The sequence below is a fragment of the Methylobacterium sp. R2-1 genome (assembly GCF_014191355.1).
Lineage (GTDB): Bacteria > Pseudomonadota > Alphaproteobacteria > Rhizobiales > Beijerinckiaceae > Methylobacterium.
In genome coordinates this window covers 208,548-228,809 of sequence record NZ_JACHWM010000012.1, presented here as the reverse complement: position 1 = coordinate 228,809, position 20,262 = coordinate 208,548, and the positions used below count along the sequence as shown (strand labels likewise).

At 68.1% G+C, this 20,262-nt stretch carries 18 protein-coding genes and 1 tRNA gene; 13 read left to right on the top strand and 6 right to left on the bottom strand.

Features of this window, described 5'->3' with window-relative positions; all coding sequences use genetic code 11:
- Positions 1-465: 465 nt before the first annotated feature.
- Positions 466-541 (bottom strand) — tRNA-Glu (locus FHU13_RS17980).
- An 83-nt stretch (positions 542-624) separates the two neighbouring features.
- Between FHU13_RS17980 and FHU13_RS17975 the strand changes: the two genes are divergently transcribed.
- The 4 genes from FHU13_RS17975 (at position 625) to rpoH (ending at position 5,791) form a co-directional block, all read left to right on the top strand.
- Positions 625-1,638, top strand: coding sequence for an RluA family pseudouridine synthase (locus FHU13_RS17975; RefSeq protein ID WP_312889607.1), 1,014 nt, complete (start codon positions 625-627; stop codon positions 1,636-1,638).
- Positions 1,639-1,845: 207 nt separating this feature from the next.
- Positions 1,846-2,295, top strand: coding sequence for a GNAT family N-acetyltransferase (locus FHU13_RS17970; protein WP_183437222.1), 450 nt, complete (start codon positions 1,846-1,848; stop codon positions 2,293-2,295).
- 343 nt (positions 2,296-2,638) lie between these two features.
- Positions 2,639-4,648, top strand: coding sequence for a bifunctional diguanylate cyclase/phosphodiesterase (locus FHU13_RS17965; protein ID WP_183437221.1), 2,010 nt, complete (start codon positions 2,639-2,641; stop codon positions 4,646-4,648).
- Between the two features lie 249 nt (positions 4,649-4,897).
- A complete protein-coding gene (rpoH, locus tag FHU13_RS17960; RefSeq protein WP_183437220.1) occupies positions 4,898-5,791 on the top strand; it encodes an RNA polymerase sigma factor RpoH in 894 nt (297 codons plus the stop codon).
- Positions 5,792-6,083: 292 nt separating this feature from the next.
- On the opposite strand, the gene FHU13_RS17955 is transcribed toward rpoH, so the two are convergent.
- The 5 genes from FHU13_RS17955 to purB all read right to left on the bottom strand — a co-directional run bounded on the left by FHU13_RS17955 (position 6,084) and on the right by purB (position 11,741).
- Positions 6,084-7,574, bottom strand: coding sequence for a histidine kinase (locus FHU13_RS17955; RefSeq protein ID WP_183437219.1), 1,491 nt, complete (start codon positions 7,572-7,574; stop codon positions 6,084-6,086).
- A gap of 40 nt (positions 7,575-7,614) precedes the next feature.
- Positions 7,615-8,907, bottom strand: a complete 1,293-nt coding sequence (locus FHU13_RS17950; RefSeq protein ID WP_183437237.1) for an adenylosuccinate synthase — start codon at positions 8,905-8,907, stop codon at positions 7,615-7,617.
- A gap of 218 nt (positions 8,908-9,125) precedes the next feature.
- On the bottom strand, positions 9,126-9,443 hold the full coding sequence (locus FHU13_RS17945; RefSeq protein WP_183437218.1) for a hypothetical protein: 318 nt from the start codon (positions 9,441-9,443) through the stop codon (positions 9,126-9,128).
- Between the two features lie 61 nt (positions 9,444-9,504).
- On the bottom strand, positions 9,505-10,362 hold the full coding sequence (locus FHU13_RS17940; protein WP_183437217.1) for a D-amino-acid transaminase: 858 nt from the start codon (positions 10,360-10,362) through the stop codon (positions 9,505-9,507).
- Between the two features lie 71 nt (positions 10,363-10,433).
- Positions 10,434-11,741 (bottom strand): adenylosuccinate lyase, encoded by a 1,308-nt coding sequence (gene purB, locus FHU13_RS17935; RefSeq protein WP_183437216.1) that lies wholly within the window; start codon positions 11,739-11,741, stop codon positions 10,434-10,436.
- Positions 11,742-11,903: 162 nt separating this feature from the next.
- Here purB and moaB point away from each other — a divergent pair, with 162 nt between their 5' ends.
- The 9 genes from moaB to FHU13_RS17890 all read left to right on the top strand — a co-directional run bounded on the left by moaB (position 11,904) and on the right by FHU13_RS17890 (position 20,214).
- Positions 11,904-12,461 carry a molybdenum cofactor biosynthesis protein B gene (moaB, locus tag FHU13_RS17930; protein ID WP_183437215.1) on the top strand — a complete coding sequence of 186 codons (558 nt, stop codon included), beginning with the start codon at positions 11,904-11,906 and terminating at the stop codon, positions 12,459-12,461.
- Between the two features lie 137 nt (positions 12,462-12,598).
- Positions 12,599-12,796, top strand: coding sequence for a hypothetical protein (locus FHU13_RS17925; RefSeq protein ID WP_183437214.1), 198 nt, complete (start codon positions 12,599-12,601; stop codon positions 12,794-12,796).
- A 66-nt stretch (positions 12,797-12,862) separates the two neighbouring features.
- Positions 12,863-13,225, top strand: coding sequence for a TonB family protein (locus tag FHU13_RS17920; protein WP_183437213.1), 363 nt, complete (start codon positions 12,863-12,865; stop codon positions 13,223-13,225).
- 84 nt (positions 13,226-13,309) lie between these two features.
- A complete protein-coding gene (locus tag FHU13_RS17915) occupies positions 13,310-15,655 on the top strand; it encodes an Orn/Lys/Arg decarboxylase N-terminal domain-containing protein (RefSeq protein ID WP_183437212.1) in 2,346 nt (781 codons plus the stop codon).
- Complete coding sequence (locus FHU13_RS17910; protein WP_183437211.1) at positions 15,655-16,278, top strand: GNAT family N-acetyltransferase; 624 nt, start codon at positions 15,655-15,657, stop codon at positions 16,276-16,278. The genes FHU13_RS17915 and FHU13_RS17910 overlap by 1 nt, the downstream gene beginning before the upstream one ends.
- 256 nt (positions 16,279-16,534) lie before the next feature.
- Positions 16,535-17,218 carry a ribulose-phosphate 3-epimerase gene (rpe, locus tag FHU13_RS17905; protein WP_183437210.1) on the top strand — a complete coding sequence of 228 codons (684 nt, stop codon included), beginning with the start codon at positions 16,535-16,537 and terminating at the stop codon, positions 17,216-17,218.
- Positions 17,212-17,973, top strand: a complete 762-nt coding sequence (locus FHU13_RS17900) for an HAD-IA family hydrolase (RefSeq protein ID WP_183437209.1) — start codon at positions 17,212-17,214, stop codon at positions 17,971-17,973. The genes rpe and FHU13_RS17900 overlap by 7 nt, the downstream gene beginning before the upstream one ends.
- 193 nt (positions 17,974-18,166) lie before the next feature.
- Positions 18,167-19,312, top strand: a complete 1,146-nt coding sequence (locus FHU13_RS17895; RefSeq protein WP_183437208.1) for an OpgC family protein — start codon at positions 18,167-18,169, stop codon at positions 19,310-19,312.
- On the top strand, positions 19,225-20,214 hold the full coding sequence (locus FHU13_RS17890; protein ID WP_183437207.1) for an SGNH/GDSL hydrolase family protein: 990 nt from the start codon (positions 19,225-19,227) through the stop codon (positions 20,212-20,214). The genes FHU13_RS17895 and FHU13_RS17890 overlap by 88 nt, the downstream gene beginning before the upstream one ends.
- Positions 20,215-20,262 lie beyond the last annotated feature (48 nt).

Genomic DNA, 20,262 nt, shown 5'->3' with positions numbered 1-20,262 from the left:
CCCCCGCAACCAACATCACACGCAACCAACATCCCCCATCGTCCCGACCCGGCCCAAGCCCGCAGACCCCGACAGGTCCGCGGGCTTCATGCCGTTCCACGCCGATCACACCACGACGGACCGGCAGGCCCCACCCGCCACGCACCCCGGCGACCCGAAAGGGGAGGGGGCTCCCGGCCAAACCGCACTTCGCTCAGGCTTCAGAGGAGATGCCTGCACGAGGCCATGCCCTCGCATGCCTTTCCTGAAGCGAGGATCGGATCTGCGCTCACGAGCCGGAGAAGGAAGAAGGAGCTGCCAAAGTCAGGAGCGATGACTCTTGCCGCCCGCCATACGAACGACCCTGGGTCACAGACCGAAGGGGGGCGTTGGGCGCCAGGAAAAAGCCGTCGAACGCCCAGCAGAAGCCCGAACTCACAGGCACCCACAAAGCACAAGCAATCAGATTTTGGGGAACTTGGCCGGTGGCGCTCCCAAGGGGAATCGAACCCCTGTTTTCGCCGTGAGAGGGCGACGTCCTAGACCGCTAGACGATGGGAGCTTCCGGGCCGACGGGGGTTCGTATAGCGAGGCATCTCCGACCCCGCAAGCGCTTTCCGGGGCGAAACGACGAGAATCCTTACGGTGTCCTCCACGGTGCTTTCCACGATTCCCGGCGGTGGCGAGGCACGCAGCCTCCTCCTCGAAGAAGGAGCTGTTCCCGAGCGGCTCGACCGCGTCCTCGCCCGGACCTTCAACGATTTGTCCCGCGCCCGGCTCCAGGCTCTAGTGCGCAACGGCCTCGTGCGCTGCGACGGGGCGGTGGTGTGTGATCCCTCGCGTAAGGTCGCGGCCGGCTGCCGGATCGATCTCAGCGTTCCGGCGCCGCTCGCCGCCGAGCCGTTGGGCGAGGCGCTGCCGCTCGCAGTCGTCCACGAGGATGAGGATCTCATCGTCGTCGACAAGCCGGCGGGCCTCGTCGTGCATCCGGCGGCGGGGCACGAGGACGGTACCCTCGTGAACAGGCTGATCGCCCATTGCGGCGCGAGCCTGTCCGGCATCGGCGGCGTGCGCCGGCCGGGCATCGTGCACCGTCTCGACAAGGACACGAGCGGCCTGCTCGTCGTCGCCAAGAACGACCTCGCCCACCAGGGTCTCTCGGCGCAATTTGCCGATCACGGCCGTAGCGGAGCCCTGGAGCGGGCCTATCTCGCTCTGGTCTGGGGCGTGCCCGAGCCGAGGGCGGGGACGATCCGCGCGAACCTCGCCCGCTCGCGCCACAACCGCGAAAAGATCGCCGTGGTCCGCGAGGGCGAGGGACGGGAGGCGATCACCCATTACCAGCTTGAATCCCTGCCCGGTGCCGATGGCGTCACCGCGCTGCTGCGCTGCCGCCTGGAGACCGGCCGCACCCATCAGATCCGAGTGCATCTGAGCCATCGCGGTCACCCGCTCCTGGGTGATCCCGTCTATGGCGGCGCCTTCAAGACTAAATCGGCCCGGCTCACCGAACCTGCCCGCGCCGCCCTGCAGCATCTTGGGCGGCAGGCTCTGCACGCGACCGAGCTGGGCTTTCTTCACCCTCGCTCCGGCGCGCGCCTCCGTTTCGAGAGCCCGTTGCCGGAGGATTTTTCAAGGCTGCTCGCCGCCCTCGGCTGAGATGAGCCACCGGCATCAGGCAGTTCCGTCACGCCGGAGGAACATGACATCCCTTGCCCGCGGGCGATGCGCGTGGGTTTGGAAAAGAAGCGCATCGCCTTGCCTCTCGTGCCGCGACCGTGGATCACCCGTTCTTCGGCGCTGGAACAGCGGGGTTGGCCTCGGCCCCGCGCTGCAGGGTGAGAACGGCATCGAGCGGAGGCGCTTTTGGGAAGCCGCTACGGGTTGGAGATCCGCTCGGCGCTGCCGGCCGATGCGCCGGGGCTCGCGGAGTTGTTGAGCGCCTCGGGTCATCCGGTGTCCTCGCACCTCCTGGCCGAGCAGCTCGACGCTCTCCGCTACGGACACGGCACGGCGCTGCTCTCCCTTGAATGGGGGCCGCCGAGCGGGATCGTGGTGCTGCACTGGTATCCGGTGCTCGAACAGACCGCGCCGATGGCGCAGATCACGATGTTGCTGGTCGCCCCTGACGGACGCCGTCGCGGCGTCGGTCGCCAGTTGCTGAAGGCTGCCGCACAGGCTGCCCGGATGGCGGGCTGCGGCGCGCTCCAGCTCCTGGCCGCCGCCGAGGGGACCGGCCTGCCGGAATTCTGCGGCGCAACCGGCTTCACACCGAGCGCCGGCTGCTTCGTGAGGCCCCTGCGCAAGAAGGGGTGACGGGCTCCGGTCCGGACAGGCGGCCGGCGATCACAGGCGCAGGAGGGGGCGATCGAGTGGTTGGCGACCGTCAGGCCGGGCGTTTTGTGAGGTACTCTGAGACGCCGATCGGGCCGACCGACGGAGCAGACGAACAAGGCTCCAACGGCGACGTTCCTGTCTCACCGTCCTTTGCCGAAAGGTCACGTCGGGCGGAGACTAAGTTGAGTCCGGGCGCAGAGTCACGATGTCGTCGTCTCGACACGCAACTCTAGAATGAAGCGGACTTCAACCATCTGTTACGTCTTTGCGCGTAGAAGCAGTATGCTTCATGTCCGAAGCGTGTGACCCAGGCTCGTTCTCCATGCGCTCACGTCCGAGCACCGGGCCACATCTCGACAGGCTGATCCGCGGCGATCAACTCGACGCGGTGCGCGCCAGTATGCAATGGGCGCTGCCCGTCAACATGTTGCTCGGCCTGACGAGCTTCCTGGTGGCTCTGCATTCGGGGCATGGCGCGCTGGGCGGATTCTGGTTCGCCGCATCCACGGCCGCGAACCTGCTGCGCTGGAGCCTGTGCCGCGCGCCCTGCGCGGGGTTGGTGACGTCTTCGGACGAGAGCCCGGCCGCGGGAGAGACCGCTTGCCGCTCGATCGACCGTCACCTGCGGCTGGCCTGCCTCGCCGCGCTGCTCTCCGGTTCCGTCTGGGCCTTCGTACCGATCCTCTGCGACGGCTACACCACGGCGCAGACGCTCTTCTATCTCACCGTCACCTGCGGGATCACCGCCGGCGCGGTGACGCACGGCATCGCCTACGCGCGCATCCCGATCTGCTTCATCACGCCGCCGCTCCTGTCGGTCGCGATCTGCCTGCTCGCCGTCGGCGGCTTCGACCGGAACTGCCTTGCCGCCACCGTCCTGCTGTATCTGGCCGCGCTGATCCGCAGCACGATCGCGACCGAGTGGAGCTTCCGCGAGACGAGCCGCCTGAAGAACGAGGCGACCGCGCTGGCCGAGGCGCGCAAGGCCGCCCATGCGAGCGCGAGCGCCCTGGCGGAGGAGATGCGCGAGCGGGCAACGCATGACGGCCTCACCGGCCTCCTGAACCGCGCGGGCTTCGTTCAGCGGGCGGAAGAGCGGCTCGCTGCCGGACAAGCGCTGTGCCTGATGCTGCTCGACCTCGACGGCTTCAAGTCGGTCAACGATGTCTACGGCCATACCACCGGGGACCGGGTGCTCGTCGAGGTCGCCCACCGGATCCGGGTCGCTCTGCCGGCGGATTGCGACGCCGCGCGCCTCGGCGGGGACGAGTTCGCCCTCGTCTACGATACCGCCCGGTTGATCGAGAGTCCGGCGAGTCTCGCCGATCGCCTCATCCGGATCGTGGCCGAACCGTTCGAGAGCTTCGATACGGGCCGGCTGGGCATGAGCATCGGCATCTGCCAGCGTCCGGCCGACAGCCTGACGCATCTCTTGAGCTGCGCCGACGAGGCGCTCTACGCCGCCAAGCATTCGGGCCGCAACCACTTCCGCCTGTTCGACGAGGGTCTGCGCGCCCGCCTGGAGGTGCGGCGCGACTGCGAGCGCGACCTCTCGCAAGCCCTGGCCGAGGGGGCGCTGGAGGTGTGGTTCCAGCCGATCTTCGGCCGCGACGGCCGCGCTGTGATTAACCTGGAGGCGCTGGTCCGATGGCACCATCCGGTCCACGGCTGGGTTCCGCCCGCCGACCTGATCGCCGCCGCCGCCACGGCCGGGCTGACGGAATCGCTGCTGCGCTTCATCCTGGAGCAGGTCTGCGGGATGCTGTGTACGTTGCGAGACCGGGGCCGTCATGACCTCTCGGTGGCGATGAACGTCTCGCCGCGGGAGATGGCGCAGATTGCGGTCGATGAGATCGTGCTCGGACGGCTTCGCCTGCTCGGCCTGCCGGCGACGGCCCTGGAGATCGAGATCACCGAGGAGACGGCGCTCGACATCGAGGCGGTGCAGGGCAAGCTGCTGGCGCTGTCGCGAGCGGGCATCCGGATGGCACTCGACGATTTCGGAACCGGCTACTCGTCACTGGCCTCAGTGCGCCAGCTGCGGGCCGACCGGGTCAAGATCGATCGCAGCCTCGTCACGGGTCTGACCGAGGCCGAGGACAAGCGTGGCCTCGTCCAGGCGGTGCTGGGTCTCGGCCGGGCGCTCGGCCTCGAAGTCGTGGCGGAGGGCGTCGAGACGGCAGACGACCTCGCCACGCTGCAAGCCATGGGGTGTCCCTTCATGCAGGGCTACCATCTCGGCCGCCCGCAATCGGCGGAGGCGATTCTGGGCTTCCTCGAAGCGCATCCGTCCGCAGGGGTTCAGAGCCGGTTCCAGCGCCTGGGAGCGTGATAGGGTTTACGGCGCAGCGGGCGTGTTGCGAGAGTCACCAGAAAAGTGCGTTTCGGCACTGCGACCCTTGTGCGCCCGTGAGAGGTTAAACCCGGACTCCGGTTCGCGCGTTGAGACCCCGCGTGAACAGCGTTGGTCGCTACCGGGCATTACGGATTTCCATTAAGATGGGAAGCGGCGTGGCCGGCTCAAGGGAGCGGTCATTCGCTTGGGGCCTGCCCGACAGGGGGGCTGTTGAAGGAGGTGCACATGGCCGGCGCTCTGCCCGTGCTCGCCAATGAGGGAGGCCTTTCGCGCTACCTCGATGAGATCCGCAAGTTCCCGATGCTGGAACCGGCGGAAGAGTTTACCCTTGCCAAGAGCTGGCGCGACGAGGGCGACCGCGAAGCCGCCCACCGCCTCGTGACGTCGCACCTGCGTCTCGTGGCCAAGATCGCCATGGGCTATCGCGGCTACGGCCTGCCGATCAGCGAAGTGGTGTCCGAGGGCAATGTCGGCCTGATGCAGGCGGTCAAGCGCTTCGACCCGGACAAGGGCTTCCGGCTCGCCACCTACGCGATGTGGTGGATCAAGGCGGCGATCCAGGAATACATCCTGCGCTCGTGGTCCCTCGTGAAGATGGGCACCACCGCCAACCAGAAGAAGCTGTTCTTCAACCTGCGCAAGGCCAAGGGCCGCATCTCGGCTCTCGACGAGGGCGATCTCCGCCCCGATCAGGTCCAGCAGATCGCGACCTCGCTCGGCGTGCCCGCGCAGGACGTGATCGACATGAACCGCCGCCTGTCCGGCGACACCTCGCTCAACGCGCCTCTGCGCGAGGAGGGCGAGGGCGAGTGGCAGGATTGGCTGGTGGACAACAGCCCGAGCCAGGAGACCGTGCTCGCCCGCGAGGAGGAGGGGCGCAACCGCCTCTCGGCCCTGCGCGACGCGCTCGGCGTGCTGAATCCGCGCGAGCGCCGCATCTTCGAGGCGCGGCGGCTGGCTGACGATCCGATCACCCTGGAGGATCTCTCCGGCGAGTTCGGCGTCTCACGCGAGCGTGTCCGTCAGATCGAGGTGCGTGCCTTCGAGAAGGTGCAGGAGGCGGTCAAGCGCAACCTCGCGACCCGCGAACTGCCCCGGACCGAGGCGCGGGTCTCGTAAGACCGCGAGGGCGTCTCCCGTCCAACCCGAGAACGTAAAAAACCCGGCCCAATGGGCCGGGTTTTTTCGTCAGTCGCGACGCCGTCGCGGCGTGTGGGCGACCGTCACTGCTTCCTGCGGCGCGTCATACCAAATCCGGTTGGTGGCTTCGATGTCCTCTCCGTCCTTGCGAGGCGAAGCCGTGGCAGTCCAGGGCTCCGCACGATCCGGAAAGGTCGCGCCCTGGATCGCTTCGGCTCCGCCTCGCGATGAAGGCAAAGTGCGGAACCGAACACCTCAACCGGACAACGTATCACTCCCGCCACTGCGCGAAGGCGTTCTGCAGGGCCTGGGTGCCGGCCGCGCCCTTCTCGAAGCTGATGACCGCCCTCTGTCCGCTCGTGTAGGTCAGCGCCAGATCGAACCAGTTCTTGTGCAGCATCAGTTCGGTGTTGCGGTCCACATCGCTCTTCAGCGAGGACAGCCCGATCAGGAACAGGTTTTCACGAACACGCACCGGAAGCCCCGAGACGGGTGAGCCGCGGGCGGCTTCCTCGTCCTTGAGCTGGAGCAGGCCGATATTCTGCACCGCGCGCTTGGCGCCGGCATCGGCGTTGTTGGTGAAGGCGAGCTCGATCGTGTGCGAGGCGGGAAGCGTCGCGTCGAGATTCTTGCGCATGGTCATTGCCAGCGTCAGCCCCGCATCCGGAAACTCCACATTGGCCCGGAGCACCGTCTGCAGCGGCTCGCCCTGAGCGCCGTTCACGGCCTCCACCCGCCAGACCGTGTGGCCATTGGTGGAGATCGGCTGGGCGCGCGGATCGCTCTGGTTCTCTTCGTAGAGGATCGCCCGCTGCGAGACGGTGACCTCCGGCTGTGCCGGTGCAGCGCCGGGAGCGGCCGGCTTCGACCGTGCCTCGGCCTCGCTGCGCTCCGCCCCGACCCGATCCGAGAACTTCGCGTCCGGCTGTTCGGCCGGTACCTCCTGCTCGGTCGCGCTCTGCTGAAGGTCGGACGGCTTGTCGCGCAGGAAGAAGGCGGCCACCGCGATCAGTGCGATCACCGTCGCGAGCACGCCCCCGACGAACAGGTTGCGCAGCAGGCGCGAACGGCCCGCGGGTGGCGCCACCACATCGATGCGCGGCCGCTGGCGGCCGTTGCTCGCCTCGCTCGCGCCGTTCGTTTCAGTGGCGGCTTCGGGCGACGCGATGTCAACATCCGCCTCGGTCTTGGCCCCACTCGCGGTCTCGGCGGGGGACGGCGTGAGCGGGATGAAGCCGTCGGCCGACTCCGGTGCGGGCTTCGGGACCTCGTCGGTCCGCGACCGGCGGGGCGGCGGCATGAACGGCACCGTCTCGCCCGCCGGCTTGGACTCCGTGGGACCGAGATCCGATCCGATCCCGGCCGGCACCGAGGCGGGCGGCAGGACCAGCGGTTCGTCCGGGTTCTGCGGTGGCTCGGGTTCCGGCAGCGTCGGCGGCAGAGGGCCGGGCGAGAGCGGCTCCGGCCGGAGCGGTTCGGATGCTGGGGGAGGGGACGGCTTCGGCGGCGCAGGCTCGGGCGCCTTCGCCGGCATCCCGGCCGCGGCGGGGGGCGTCTCGTACTCGGCCTCCAGGCGTCCGATCGCCGTATCGAGCGCCTGACGCTCGAGGTCGATATCGGCCTCCGGCACTGGCGGATCGAGCGAGCGGAGCTGTGCGATCAGGGCGCTGCGCGCGCGATCGTAGACGGCGCGGCGCAAGGCCGGGGATCGATCGGGCAGGGCGTCGAGCGCGCGTGCCAGCAACGGATAATAGTCGGCCATCGTGCCCGGATCTGCCTGTCTCTACCCGCCGTCCCGGGACTTAATCCTCGAAGGGGTTGTGCATGAGGATGGTGTCGTCGCGCTCCGGCGAGGTGGAGAGCAGCGCCACCGGCGCGCCGATCAGTTCTTCGATCCGGCGCACGTACTTGATCGCCTGGGCCGGCAGATCGGCCCAGGAGCGGGCGCCCGCCGTGGTGCCGCTCCAGCCGGGGATCGTCTCGTAGACCGGCACGGCGCGCTGCTGCGCCGCTTGGCTGGCGGGAAGATGATCGAAGCGCTGCCCGTCGATGTCGTAGGCGGTGCAGACCCGGATCTCGTCGAAGCCGTCGAGCACGTCGAGCTTGGTCAGCGCGATACCGTCGATCCCCGAGGTCTGCACGGTCTGGCGCACGAGGCAGGCATCGAACCAGCCGCAGCGGCGCTTGCGCCCTGTCACGGTGCCGAATTCGCGGCCGCGCTCGCCGATGCGCTGGCCGATCTCATCGTGCAGCTCGGTCGGGAACGGGCCCTCGCCGACGCGGGTGGTGTAGGCCTTGGCGATGCCAAGCACGTAGCCGATCGCTCGCGGGCCGAGCCCCGAGCCGGTCGCCGCCTGTCCGGCTACCGTGTTGGAGGAGGTCACGAACGGGTAGGTGCCGTGATCGACGTCCAGCAGCGCACCCTGCGCGCCCTCGAACAGGATGCGCTTGCCGCCCCGGCGCGCCTCGTCGAGCAGGCGCCACACCGTGTCCTGGTAAGGCAGCACCCGCTCGGCAATCCCCGTCAGCTCATCGAGGATCGTCTGCTCGGAGATTTCCTCGAGGCCGAAGCCGCGGCGCAGGGCGTTGTGATGGGCGAGCAGCCGCTCGATCTTCGGCGGCAGGTTCTCCGGGTCGGCGAGGTCCATCAGCCGGATCGCCCGGCGGCCGACCTTGTCCTCGTAGGCCGGACCGATGCCGCGCTTGGTCGTGCCGATCTTGGTACCGGGCGCCCCGTCCTCGCGCAGTGCGTCGAGCTCGCGGTGGAGCGACAGGATGAGGGTGGCATTGTCGGCCACGCGAAGGTTCTCGCGCGTTACCGTCACGCCCTGGCCGGCGAGCCGATCGATCTCGGAGGCGAGCGCGTAGGGGTCGAGCACCACGCCGTTGCCGATCACGCCCAGCGTGTTCGGTCGGACCACGCCGGAAGGCAGCAGCGAGAGCTTGTACACGGCCTCGCCGACCACGAGCGTGTGGCCGGCATTGTGGCCGCCTTGAAAGCGGACGACGATGTCGGCCTGCTCCGAGAGCCAGTCGACGATCTTGCCCTTGCCCTCGTCGCCCCATTGGGCGCCTACGACGACGACGTTCGCCATGCGCGTCTGACCTGTCTCGCAATCGATGGCGCGGGCGCCAAGCGGTTGCGCCACGCGCGAAAACCCCGGCCGTCGAGCCGGGGGATCGAGCATACGGGGGCGTCTTCGGCGATCTCGACAGGCAGGTCAAGCGAAGCGGGCCCTTAGGTCTGGGGACCGCTCCGCATGGCTGATGCGTCTTCCCGCATCATTCCGGCCGATCTGGGCTCCGTCCTGAGCTACTTGGCATTGCCCGGCGGCTTGATCACGGGGGTGGAGTTCGGGGTCGGCTCCGGCGCGATCGTCTTGATCTCGGGATCGACGCCGGCCGGCGGCTTGATCACGCCGCCCGACTTCTCAAGCTTGTCACTGAGCGTGCTGCCGGTTGTGTCGCTCTCCGGCCGGACTTTCTCCGGCACCTGGTCCTGGGGGGCGGGCAGCTTCGGGTCGCTGTCCTGTCCGCGCTGTGGAACGGACGGATCCTGGGCGAAGGCCGCCGTGCTCATCAGGCCGACGAGCAGAGCGGCGGCGCTTAGCGTGGTTTTCCTGAAAGTCATCGCGTCCTCGGGTGATCCTTTGGGGACCAACGGATGCGCGCGCCTTCGCGTTCCTGTCACGCTAAGCCTCTGACCTTTCAGCGAAGGCGAAGTACAATTGGCGCAGGCGCCGTGCCACCGGGCCGGGCCGTCCGTCGCCGAGCGGCTTGCCGTCGATCTCCACCACCGGCATCACGAAGGCCGAGGCCGAGGTGTAGAAGGCTTCCGCCGCCTCGGGCAGCTCCCGCGCGTTGATGAGCCGCTCCTCGAAGGCGAGGCCGGTCTCCTCCGCTAGCGCCAGCACCGCCTTGCGTGTGATGCCCGGTAGAACCGCGTGGGAGAGCGGGCGCGTCACCAGCGTGCCGCCCTTGGTGAGGATGAAGACGGTGGAGGAGGAGCCCTCCGTCACCACCCCGTCCTCGACCATGAAGGCCTCGGCCACACCGGCCTCCGCCGCCTGTTGCTTCGCGAGAACCTGGGCCAGAAGCGCCACCGACTTGATGTCCCGCCGCTTCCACCGCAGGTCCGGCACGGTGATCACCCGGGCGCCGGCCTCGGCCATCGGGTTGTTCACGATGGATTTCTCCTGCGTGAACATCACCACGGTCGGGGCCACGTCCCCCTTCGGAAACGAGAAGTCGCGCTCGGCCACGCCCCGCGTCACTTGGATGTAGACGAGGCCCTCGCGGACCTCGTTTCGCGCGACGAGTTCGCTCTGCAGCCGCTCCCATTCCGGCGCCGTGTGCGGATTGTGGATGCCGATCTCGGAGAGCGAGCGGTCGAGCCGGGCGAGATGGGCTGCATTGTCCACGAGGCGTCCGTGCAGCACGGCGGCCACCTCGTAGATCCCGTCCGCGAACAGGAAGCCGCGGTCCATCACCGGCACGCGGGCCTCGTCGAGGGGCAGGAACTCAACGTTGAGGTAGGCAATGCGGCTCATGGCAGTCTCTTCGGGCAGTCTCGATCGTCCGTCGTCAGGTGAAGCGCGAAGCAGGTTCCGTGCAGAACGGATCACGCGTCCCCGAACACCCGCGAAAAAATCGTGTCGACGTGCTTGAGGTGGTAACCGAGATCGAAGCACTCCTCGATCTGCTCGGGCTTGAGCACCGCCGTCACCTCCGGGTCGGCCTTGAGCAGGGTGAGGAAGTCGCCCTCGCCGCGCCAGACCGGCATCGCGTTGCGCTGAACCAGCCGGTAGGAATCCTCACGCGAGACGCCGCCCTGCGTCAGCGCCAGGAGCACCCGCTGCGAGTGGACGAGGCCGCCGAGCCGGTCGAGGTTCTTCTGCATGGTGGCCGGGTAGACCAAGAGCTTGTCGATCACCCCGGTGAGCCGGGCGAGCGCGAAGTCGAGGGTCACCGTCGCGTCCGGGCCGATCATCCGCTCGACCGAGGAATGCGAGATGTCCCGCTCGTGCCAGAGCGCGACGTTCTCCAGTGCCGGGGTCACGTAGCCGCGCACCATGCGGGCGAGCCCGGTGATGTTCTCGGTGAGCACCGGATTGCGCTTGTGCGGCATGGCCGAGGAGCCCTTCTGCCCCTCCGAGAAGAATTCTTCGGCCTCCAGCACTTCGGTGCGCTGCAGGTGGCGCACTTCCGTCGCGAGCCGCTCCATGGAGCTGGCGATCACGCCGAGCACGGCGAAGAACATGGCGTGGCGGTCGCGCGGGATCACCTGGGTCGAGACCGGCTCCGGGGCCAGCCCCATCTGTTCGGCGACGTATTCCTCCACCCGCGGGTCGATATTGGCGAAGGTGCCGACCGCCCCCGAGATCGCGCAGGTCGCGACCTCTTTTCGTGCGGCGATGAGCCGGTCCTTCGCTCTGGCGAACTCGGCATAGGCCTGGGCGAGCTTGAGGCCGAAGGTGACGGGCTCGGCGTGGATGCCGTGCGAGCGGCCGATGGTCGGCGTGTGCTTGTGCTCGAAGGCGCGCCGCTTCAGGGCGGCGAGCAGGGCGTCGAGATCCTTGATCAGGATGTCAGCGGCGCGGGTGAGCTGCACGTTGAGGCAGGTGTCGAGCACGTCGGACGAGGTCATGCCCTGGTGGACGAAGCGCGCCTCCGGCCCGACGATCTCGGCCAGATGTGTGAGGAAGGCGATGACGTCGTGCTTCGTCACCGCCTCGATCGCGTCGATGCGGGCGACGTCGAAGGTCGCGTCGCGGCCCTTCTCCCACACCTTGTCGGCGGCCTCCTTCGGCACGACGCCGATCTGGGCCAGAGCCGTGGTGGCATGGGCCTCGATCTCGAACCAGATCCGGAACCGGCTCTCCGGCGACCAGATCGCGGTCATCTCGGGACGGGAGTAGCGGGGGATCATCGTTTTCAGCGCCTCGGACGTGTCGCGATTTCGCGAAATCGCTCCGCGCGTAGCACGGGGTGGCCCAGCGCCTCAACGCGCCGCCCTGCCGTGATGTGCATGGCTCCTCCGCGACGTCAGGCGGCGGTTGACCCGCCGCGTCTACGGGACAACATCGGCAGCATGACGAGCGAGCCGACGCCCCGCGCCTTCATCCCCCTCTCGATCGCCGTGCTCACGGTGTCCGATACCCGCGTGCTCGCCGACGACCGCTCCGGCGACACCCTGGCCGCGCGGCTCACCGAGGCCGGGCACCGGCTCGCGAGCCGGGACATCGTGCCGGACGAGGTCGCCGCCATTCGGGAAAAGGTCGAAGGCTGGATCCGCGATCCGGCCATCGACGTGATCCTGACCACCGGCGGCACCGGCTTCACCGGACGGGACGTGACGCCGGAGGCGATCGAGCCGCTGTTCGAGAAGCGCATGGACGGCTTCTCGGCGGTGTTCCACCGGATCTCCTACGACAAGATCGGCACCTCGACGCTGCAGTCGCGGGCCACCGCCGGAGTCGCGGGGGCGACCTATATCTTCGTGCTGCCGGGCTCGCCCGGCGCCTGCAAGGATGCTTGGGACGGCATCCTCGCCCAACAGCTCGACTATCGCCACCGCCCCTGCAACTTCGTCGAGATCATGCCGCGCCTCGACGAGCATCTGCGCCGGGGCGCGTCGATCCGTACCTGAGTTCTTGCTGCCCCTGCCGCGGTTGCTGCATCGCATCGACGAAGGAGGCGCCGAGAACAGGAACCGCGGCCGCAGCCGTGGGTTGATGTCGCGGTCAAGTACAAGACGACAAAATCCGGGAGACGCTCATGAAACAGGTGATCGGCCTCGCGGCGGCGCTTCTCGTCGGCGCCGCAACCCTGACCACGGCGGCCGTGGCTCAGAGCGCAAATACCACGCAGATGACCGGTTCGAACGCGGCCGGCGTGCAGCCCGAGGGCGGCATGAACAAGATGTCCGGCGGCGGCGGCCAGATGAAATCGAAGAAGATGAAGTCCAAGAAGAACAGGATGTGATCGGCTGGCGATCACGCGTTCCGAGGGCGCCGCAGGGCGCCCTTTTTCGTTGCGGAGTTCCTCGTCTTGGTTGCGTTTCTCCTCCGGTCGGTCCTCCTCCTGGCACTGATGCTGGCCGCTTCGCCCGGAAACGCCCTGGCTGCGCCGCGGGTCGATGCGCGGGCGAAAGCCTGGGTGGCTGGGGTCGTCAGTCGGATCGGCATGGCGGATCGCGCCCGGGCGCCGCGGCGCGGCGGCCAAGTGACGATCCGGGTCCGAATCGATGCGAAGGGCGGGCTTGACGGCGTCGAGATCGAGGACGGCCCGGTCGCGCTCGGCGAGCGCGCGGCCCGCGCCGCTCAGGCGGCCGCCCCCTTCCCGCCGCCCCCGGCGGGGCTGCTCACGCTGGAAGGTTTTACGGAGCTGAGTTTCCCTCTCACGCTGCGGTGACGGCGCCAATCGCCATCGTGTCATCGAATCGTCGCGGATGGGCCGGAAAGGCTGGGTTTCCGTTCGTGAGAAGAGCCGCACTCCATGGATTTTCACCGCCGTTTCACCGTGCTGATGTGCACCCCCGCCTTCGATCCGGATGATCTGGAGGGCGCGCGCGTCGATCAGATCGTCGCGGCGGTGGAGAAGCGCGGCTTCGAGGTGGTGCGGGCCCGGCGCGTCGAGGATGCCTCGATCGCGGTGCAGACCGACTCCGCCGTCGGCTGCCTTGTGGTCGATTGGGGCAAGCGCGGACTCGAGGGCAAGGCGGCTGCGCTCATCGACATGATGCGCAAGCGCGGCCTGGAGATGCCGATCGTGATCATGGTCCGCCGCAAGCGGCTGGAGGACATCCCGGTCGAGTTGCTCGACTTTATCGACGGCTACATCTTCCTCGCGGAAGAAACGCCCGAATTCATTGCCCGCAACCTCGTCTCCCGCGTGACGCAGTACGCCGATACGCTGAAGACGCCGTTCTTCGGCGCATTGGTCGATTATGCCGAGGAGGGCAACCAGCTCTGGACCTGCCCCGGGCACAACGGCGGCATCTTCTACAACCGCTCGCCGATCGGCCGCATCTTCGTCGAGCATCTCGGCGAGGCGATCTTTCGCGATGATCTGGACAATTCCGTCCTCGACCTGGGCGATCTCCTCACCCACGAAGGTCCGGCGCTGAAGGCCCAGAAGGAAGCCGCAAAAATCTTCGGGGCGGAGAAGACCTACTTCGTCCTCAACGGCACCTCGGCCTCGAACAAGGTGGTGCTGGGTTCGCTGGTGGCCGAGGACGATCTCGTCCTGTTCGACCGCAACAACCACAAGGCCGCCCATCACGGCGCGCTGCTGCTCGCCGGCGGCATCCCGATCTTCCTCGAGACGGACCGCAACGCCTACGGCCTGATCGGGCCGATCTACCACGAGGCGCTGGACGAGGGGCGCATCCGCGAGAAGATCCGCGACAACCCGCTCGTGAAGGACAAGGAGGCGTGGCGCCGGGAGCGCCCGTTCCGCTGCGCGGTGATCGAGCAATGCACCTATGACGGCACGATCTACGACGCGCAGGCGATCGTCGAGCGGATCGGCCACCTGTGCGACTACATCCTGTTCGACGAGGCCTGGGCGGGCTTCATGAAGTTCCACCCGCTCTACCAGCGCCGCTTCGCCATGGGCCTGACCGGACTCGACGAGACCTCGCCGGGCATCATCGCCACGCAATCGACCCACAAGCAGCTCGCCAGCTTCTCGCAGGCCTCGCAGATCCACACCCGCGACGGGCATATCCGCGGCCAGACCCGGCGGGTCGAGCACAAGCGCCTGAACGAAAGCTTCCTCGTCCACGCCTCGACCTCGCCGTTCTACCCGATCTTCGCCTCGCTCGATGTCGGCGCGCAGATGATGAAGGGCCGTTCCGGCGTCGTGCTGTGGGACGACACGATCCGGCTCGGCATCGAGTGGCGGAAAAAAGCCCGCGCCATCCGCAAGGAGTTCGAGGAGCGCGAGGCCGATCCGAAGCGGCGCTGGTTCTTCGACCCCTTCGTGCCCGACGTGGTCACCGGCCCCGACGGCTCCGAAACCTCGTGGGAGTCGATCCCGACCGACGCCCTGGCGTCAGATGCTCGCTACTGGGAGCTGACGCCGGGCGCCTCGTGGCACGGCTTCACCCATGTCGCGCCGGGCTTCGCCATCACCGATCCCAACAAGCTCACCGTGCTCACGCCCGGCTTCGACCGGAAGACCGGCGCCTATACCGAGCACGGCGTGCCGGCGCCGATCGTCGCGCAATACCTGCGCGAGAACCGGATCGTGCCGGAGAAGAACGACCTCAACTCGCTGCTCTTCCTGCTGACGCCGGGCGTCGAGTCGTCGAAGGCGGGTACGCTGATCTCCGGCCTCGTCGCGTTCAAGCGCCTGCACGACGACAACGTGCCCCTCGAAGAGGCCATGCCGGAATTCGTCGCCCGGCGACCGAAGCGCTACCGCGGTGTCGGCCTGCGCGACCTCTGCGCCGACTACCACGGCTTCCACCGCGAGTCGGGCACCTCGGCGCTCCAGCGCAAGCAGTTCATGCCCGAGCACCTGCCCAAGATGGTCATGCCACCCAAGGCCGCCGCGCAGATGCTGACGCGGAACCGGGTCGATTACGTGCCGATCGCTGAAGCCGAGGGGCGCATCGCCACTACCCTGATGCTGGTCTATCCCCCCGGCATCGGCACGGTGCTGCCGGGCGAGCGCCTCGACGAGCGGGCCAAACCCATGCTCGACTATTTCAAGATGTTCGAGGCGGCCGCCAACCTGTTCCCCGGTTTCGAGGCGGAGATCCAGGGCGTCTACCGCGAGACCGACCCGGACGGGCGCATCCGCTTCCACACCTACGTCGTGCGCGAGGGCGCCTGATGGTTTCGGGCGCGGCGACCGTCCCCCCGAACGCCGCGCCCTGCGCGGATGTCGTGATCAGGCCCTCGTCGGATGCCGACGTGGCGGCGATGATCGCGATCTACGAGCGTCACATCCGCAAGGGCGTCGGCGATACCGGCGACTTCGAGGAGGAGCGCCTGCTGCCCGACGAGTTGCGCCGACGGCGGAAAAACATGCGCAGCAAGCGCCTGCCCCACCTCGTCGCCGAGCGGGGCGGGCAGATCGCCGGCTACGCCTACGCCGTTCCGTTCCGCAAGCGCCCTGCCTACCGGTACGCCCTCAAGCACTCGATCTACGTGCATCCCGACCACCTGCATGCCGGCATCGGGCGCCGTCTTCTGCCGGCGCTGATCGAGGCCTGCGCTGCGGGCGGCTACCGGCAGATGATCGGCTATATCGACGCGAGCAACGAGGCCTCGTTGCGCCTGCACGAGGCCTGCGGATTCGCCCGCGTCGGCTACCTTCCGGCCATCGGCTACAAGTACGGGCGCTGGAGCGACAGCGTCATCGTGCAGTGTCCGCTGGGGACCGGCGCCGACGACCAGCCCTCCGCCTGGAACCGGCCGGAGCAGGGGAGGACCTTTTCGTTTCCTCCCTCGTGACACGGCCTGTCAGTGTGACGCGGCGCCGAGGCGATCCAGCGCGCCGCCCATTCCGGTAACGCCGCGCCGCTGGATCGCTTCGCCGACGCTCGCGGTGACGGTAGGTGCGTTCCGTCCTATCCGCGTCGACTTTTTTGCGGGAAGCCGGCGAGCATCTTGCCGGCCGATGCACTAGATCGGTTGCAGGAAGCCTCTCCCTCCCCAGGGCCGCCCGCTTTTTCCGCGGGGCGGCGCGTCGTTTGCTCCGAGCCGTTCCATGACCCTACTCGCACCCTCGATCCTCGCCGCCGACTTCTCCAGGCTCGGCGAGGAGACGCGGGCGATCGCCCAAGCCGGCGCCGACTGGATCCACCTCGACGTGATGGACGGGCATTTCGTGCCCAACATCAGCTTCGGTCCGGCGGTGGTGAAGGCGCTGCGGCCCTGGACCGACAAGATCTTCGACGTCCACCTGATGATCGCCCCGGCCGACCCGTACCTCGCCGCCTTCGCGGAGGCCGGGGCGGATGCGATCACGGTTCATGTCGAAGCGGGCCCGCACATCCACCGCTCGCTCCAGACGATCCGGGGCTTGGGCAAGCGCGCCGGCGTGGCGCTCAACCCCGGCACGCCGGCCTCCGCCATCGAGCCGCTGCTCGACTTGGTCGATCTCGTGCTGGTGATGACGGTCAATCCCGGCTTCGGAGGCCAGAGCTTCATCCACTCGGCGCTCGAAACCATCTCGCGCGTCAAGGCGATGACGGCGGGCCGGCCGATCGACATTTCGGTCGATGGCGGCATCACCCCGGACACGGCCGGACCCGCTGCGCAGGCCGGCGCCAATATCCTCGTCGCCGGCTCTGCCGCCTTCAAGGGTGGACCGAGCCAGTACGAGAAGAACATCGCGGCGATCCGCTCCGCAGCCGATGCCGCCGCCGGGCGGGATGGCGTGCGATGCTGAGGGCACTGATCTTCGACGTCGACGGGACGCTCGCAGAGACCGAAGACCTCCATCGCCAGGGCTTCAATCGGGCTTTTCACGCGCTCGATTTGCCCTGGCATTGGTCGCCGGAACTCTATGCCGAACTCCTGAAGGTGATGGGCGGCAAGGAGCGGCTCGTCCACTACATCGAGCGCTTCCATCCGGAGGAGGCGGAAGGGCTGAAACGCCGGATGCCGGAGATCCACGATCTCAAGACGCGCTTCTATGGCGAACTGGCGCAGAGCGGCGGCCTGTCCTTGCGTCCCGGCGTGCGACGTCTGGTCGAACAAGCCCGGGCGGAGGATGTTCGGCTGGCGGTGGCCACCACCACCAGCCGACCGAACATCGACCTGCTGCTCAAGCTCAACTTCCCGGACGACACGCACCCCTTCGACGTGATCGCCGCAGGCGACGAGGCGGCGCAGAAGAAGCCCGCCCCCGACATCTTCGCGCTTGCCGTCCACCGCCTCGGCATCGATCCCTCCGAGGCGATCGCCTTCGAGGATTCGGCGGCCGGCATCCGCTCGGCGCTGGCCGCCGGCCTGCCGGTGCTCGCCACCCGAAGCCGGTACACGCAGAGCCACCGACTTGACGGCGCCTTCTCCGCCGTCTCCGACCTCGGCGAGCCGGACGCGCCGCACAGCCACCTCCAGGGGCATGTCTGGCCGGACGGCGTCGTCACGCTCGAGGCGCTGCGCGATTGGCATGCAGGGCATCTGCGAGGGGCGGCCTGAAGGCTCGTGCCCTGATCGCACCCTCGTCACCGCAGCCCCGCTTCCCAATTCACCCCGGCGCGGTCTATCAGGACGGCCGCCTTCCGCTCCGGGTCGCGGGTCCCGGAACGGCGCCGCGCCGGACCTTCGCGGTTCCACGCGGGAGGCCGGGACCCTGCCGCGTCGACGTCACACCGCCGGACCGTGGAGCCTGATGCGCGAGCCGAACGCGATCGATTTCTGGCGCGGCTTCGCGTTGGTGACGATTTTCATCAATCACATCCCCGGCAACGTCTTCGAGCGCTACACCTTCTCGCAGTACGGCATTTCGGATGCCGCCGAGCTGTTCGTGTTCCTCGCCGGCTGGTCGATCGGGCTTGCCACTCGCGGGCGCGACGGCGCGCCGGAGCCGCGCCTCACCACGGTGCTGCGGCTTCTGTCGCGCACGGTCGAGGTGTACCGCGCGCAGATCACGATCATGGCGCTGGCACTGGCGATGATCGCGGGATGCGCGCTCTATCTCGACAATCCGCTCATCCTCGAATGGCACAATGCCGGCGGCTTCTTCGCCGACCCGATCCAGACCATGGTCGGCGTCGTGCTGCTCACCCACCAGCTCGGTTTCTTCAACATCCTGCCACTCTACGTGGTGCTCATCGCCATTGCCCCGGCCGTCGTGCTGATCGGCCGGGTGAGCCGGGTCCTGCTGCTGGCGCTCTCGCTGTCGCTCTACGGGGCGAGCCTCGTCTTCGAGTGGAACTTTCCGTCCTGGCCGGGCGAGGGCGACTGGTTCTTCGACCCGCTCTGCTGGCAACTTCTGCTGGTGCTGGGCTTCCTGTCCAACGAGGCGACACGGGAATCGGAGCGGCTGCGGCGCCTCTGGCAGCGCCTGATGCCGCTCGGCATCGTCGTCGTCGCGGTCGGGGTCGTGCTGGCGGTGCTCGAACTGCGGCCCGATCCGATGCTGGCGCCCGAGCCGCGCCTCGTCTTCACCTTCGACAAGACCTACCTCTCGCCCGCCCGGCTGATCCATTTCTGCGGCATGGTGCTGGCTTTCCAAGGCGTCTACGCTCTCATCGCCCCGCATGTCGGGCGACTTGCCCGCTTTCTGTCGGGTTTGGGGCGCAACTCGCTCGCCGTGTTCTCGATGGGATCGCTGTTGAGCCTCGCCGGACAGTTCGTGCGCTTCCAAACCGGCGGCGGTATCTTCATTGACATTTCGGTCGTAGGCTCCGGCCTAATCGCACTGGGTTTCACCGCATGGTTCGTCGAATGGCGTTCCCGCAGACCGCGGCCGACGCGAAAGGCACCCGACGCCGCCTCGTCCGCCGACTCGCCGTCCTCCTCCCGCTCGGCCTGAGCCTCGCCTCGCCCGCGCTCAGTGAGACATTGGGCGCCGCGCCGATGCCGGCCGCGTCGACACCCCTGCCATCGCCGGCGGCGGAGGCGCTCGACCAGAGCCTGTCGCCCGAATGCCGGGTGCCCGGCTCGAAGCTCTACACGCTGGCGCGGCTCAAGGCGGTGAAGGCCGCGCTCAAGGAAAAGCGGCCGATCCGCGTCCTCTCGATCGGCTCCTCCTCGGCGGGGCTCGGCGCCTCTGCGAGCTATCCGGTGAAGCTGGAAAACGCCCTGGAGCAGGCGCTCCCCGACGTTCAGGTCGAGGTCGAGGCCCGGGGACTCCCCGGCGAGGTGGCGAGCGGAGCGGGCGAGCGGCTCCGTTCCATGGTCGCCGAGATGGAGCCGGACCTCGTGGTCTGGCAGGTCGGCACCAACGACGCGCTCGCCCGTGTCGGCATCGAAGCCTTCGGCGAGGCGCTCGATGAATCGGTGCAGTGGGTGAAGTCTCACGGCATCGACATCGTGCTGATCGATCCCGTCTTCACCGAAAGCCTCGCCGACGACGCCTACTACACGCAGATGGTGCGCACCGTGCAGGAGGTGGCGCGCCGCGAGGCGGTACCGCTGGTCCACCGCTACGCGGCGATGCGCTTCCTCTCGACCCAGCGCACCACCGAAGCGCACATGCTGGGCCGCCATTTCCGACTCAACGATCTGGGCCTGCGCTGCATGGCCGAGCACGCCACCCGGGCGATCACCCTATCGCTGCTCCAGCCGGAGGCGGCCAAGGATGCGGGGAAGGCGGATGCGGGCAAAACCGATGCGGTGAAGACGGACCACGCCACATCCGGAACCGCGAAGACCGATCCCGCCCAGACCGGAACCTCGAGCACCGGCCCGACCCCAGCACCGAAGCAGCCGTAAGCCCGGCACGGGCGATTTATCAGGTCCTCTTAACCCGCTCGAAATCCC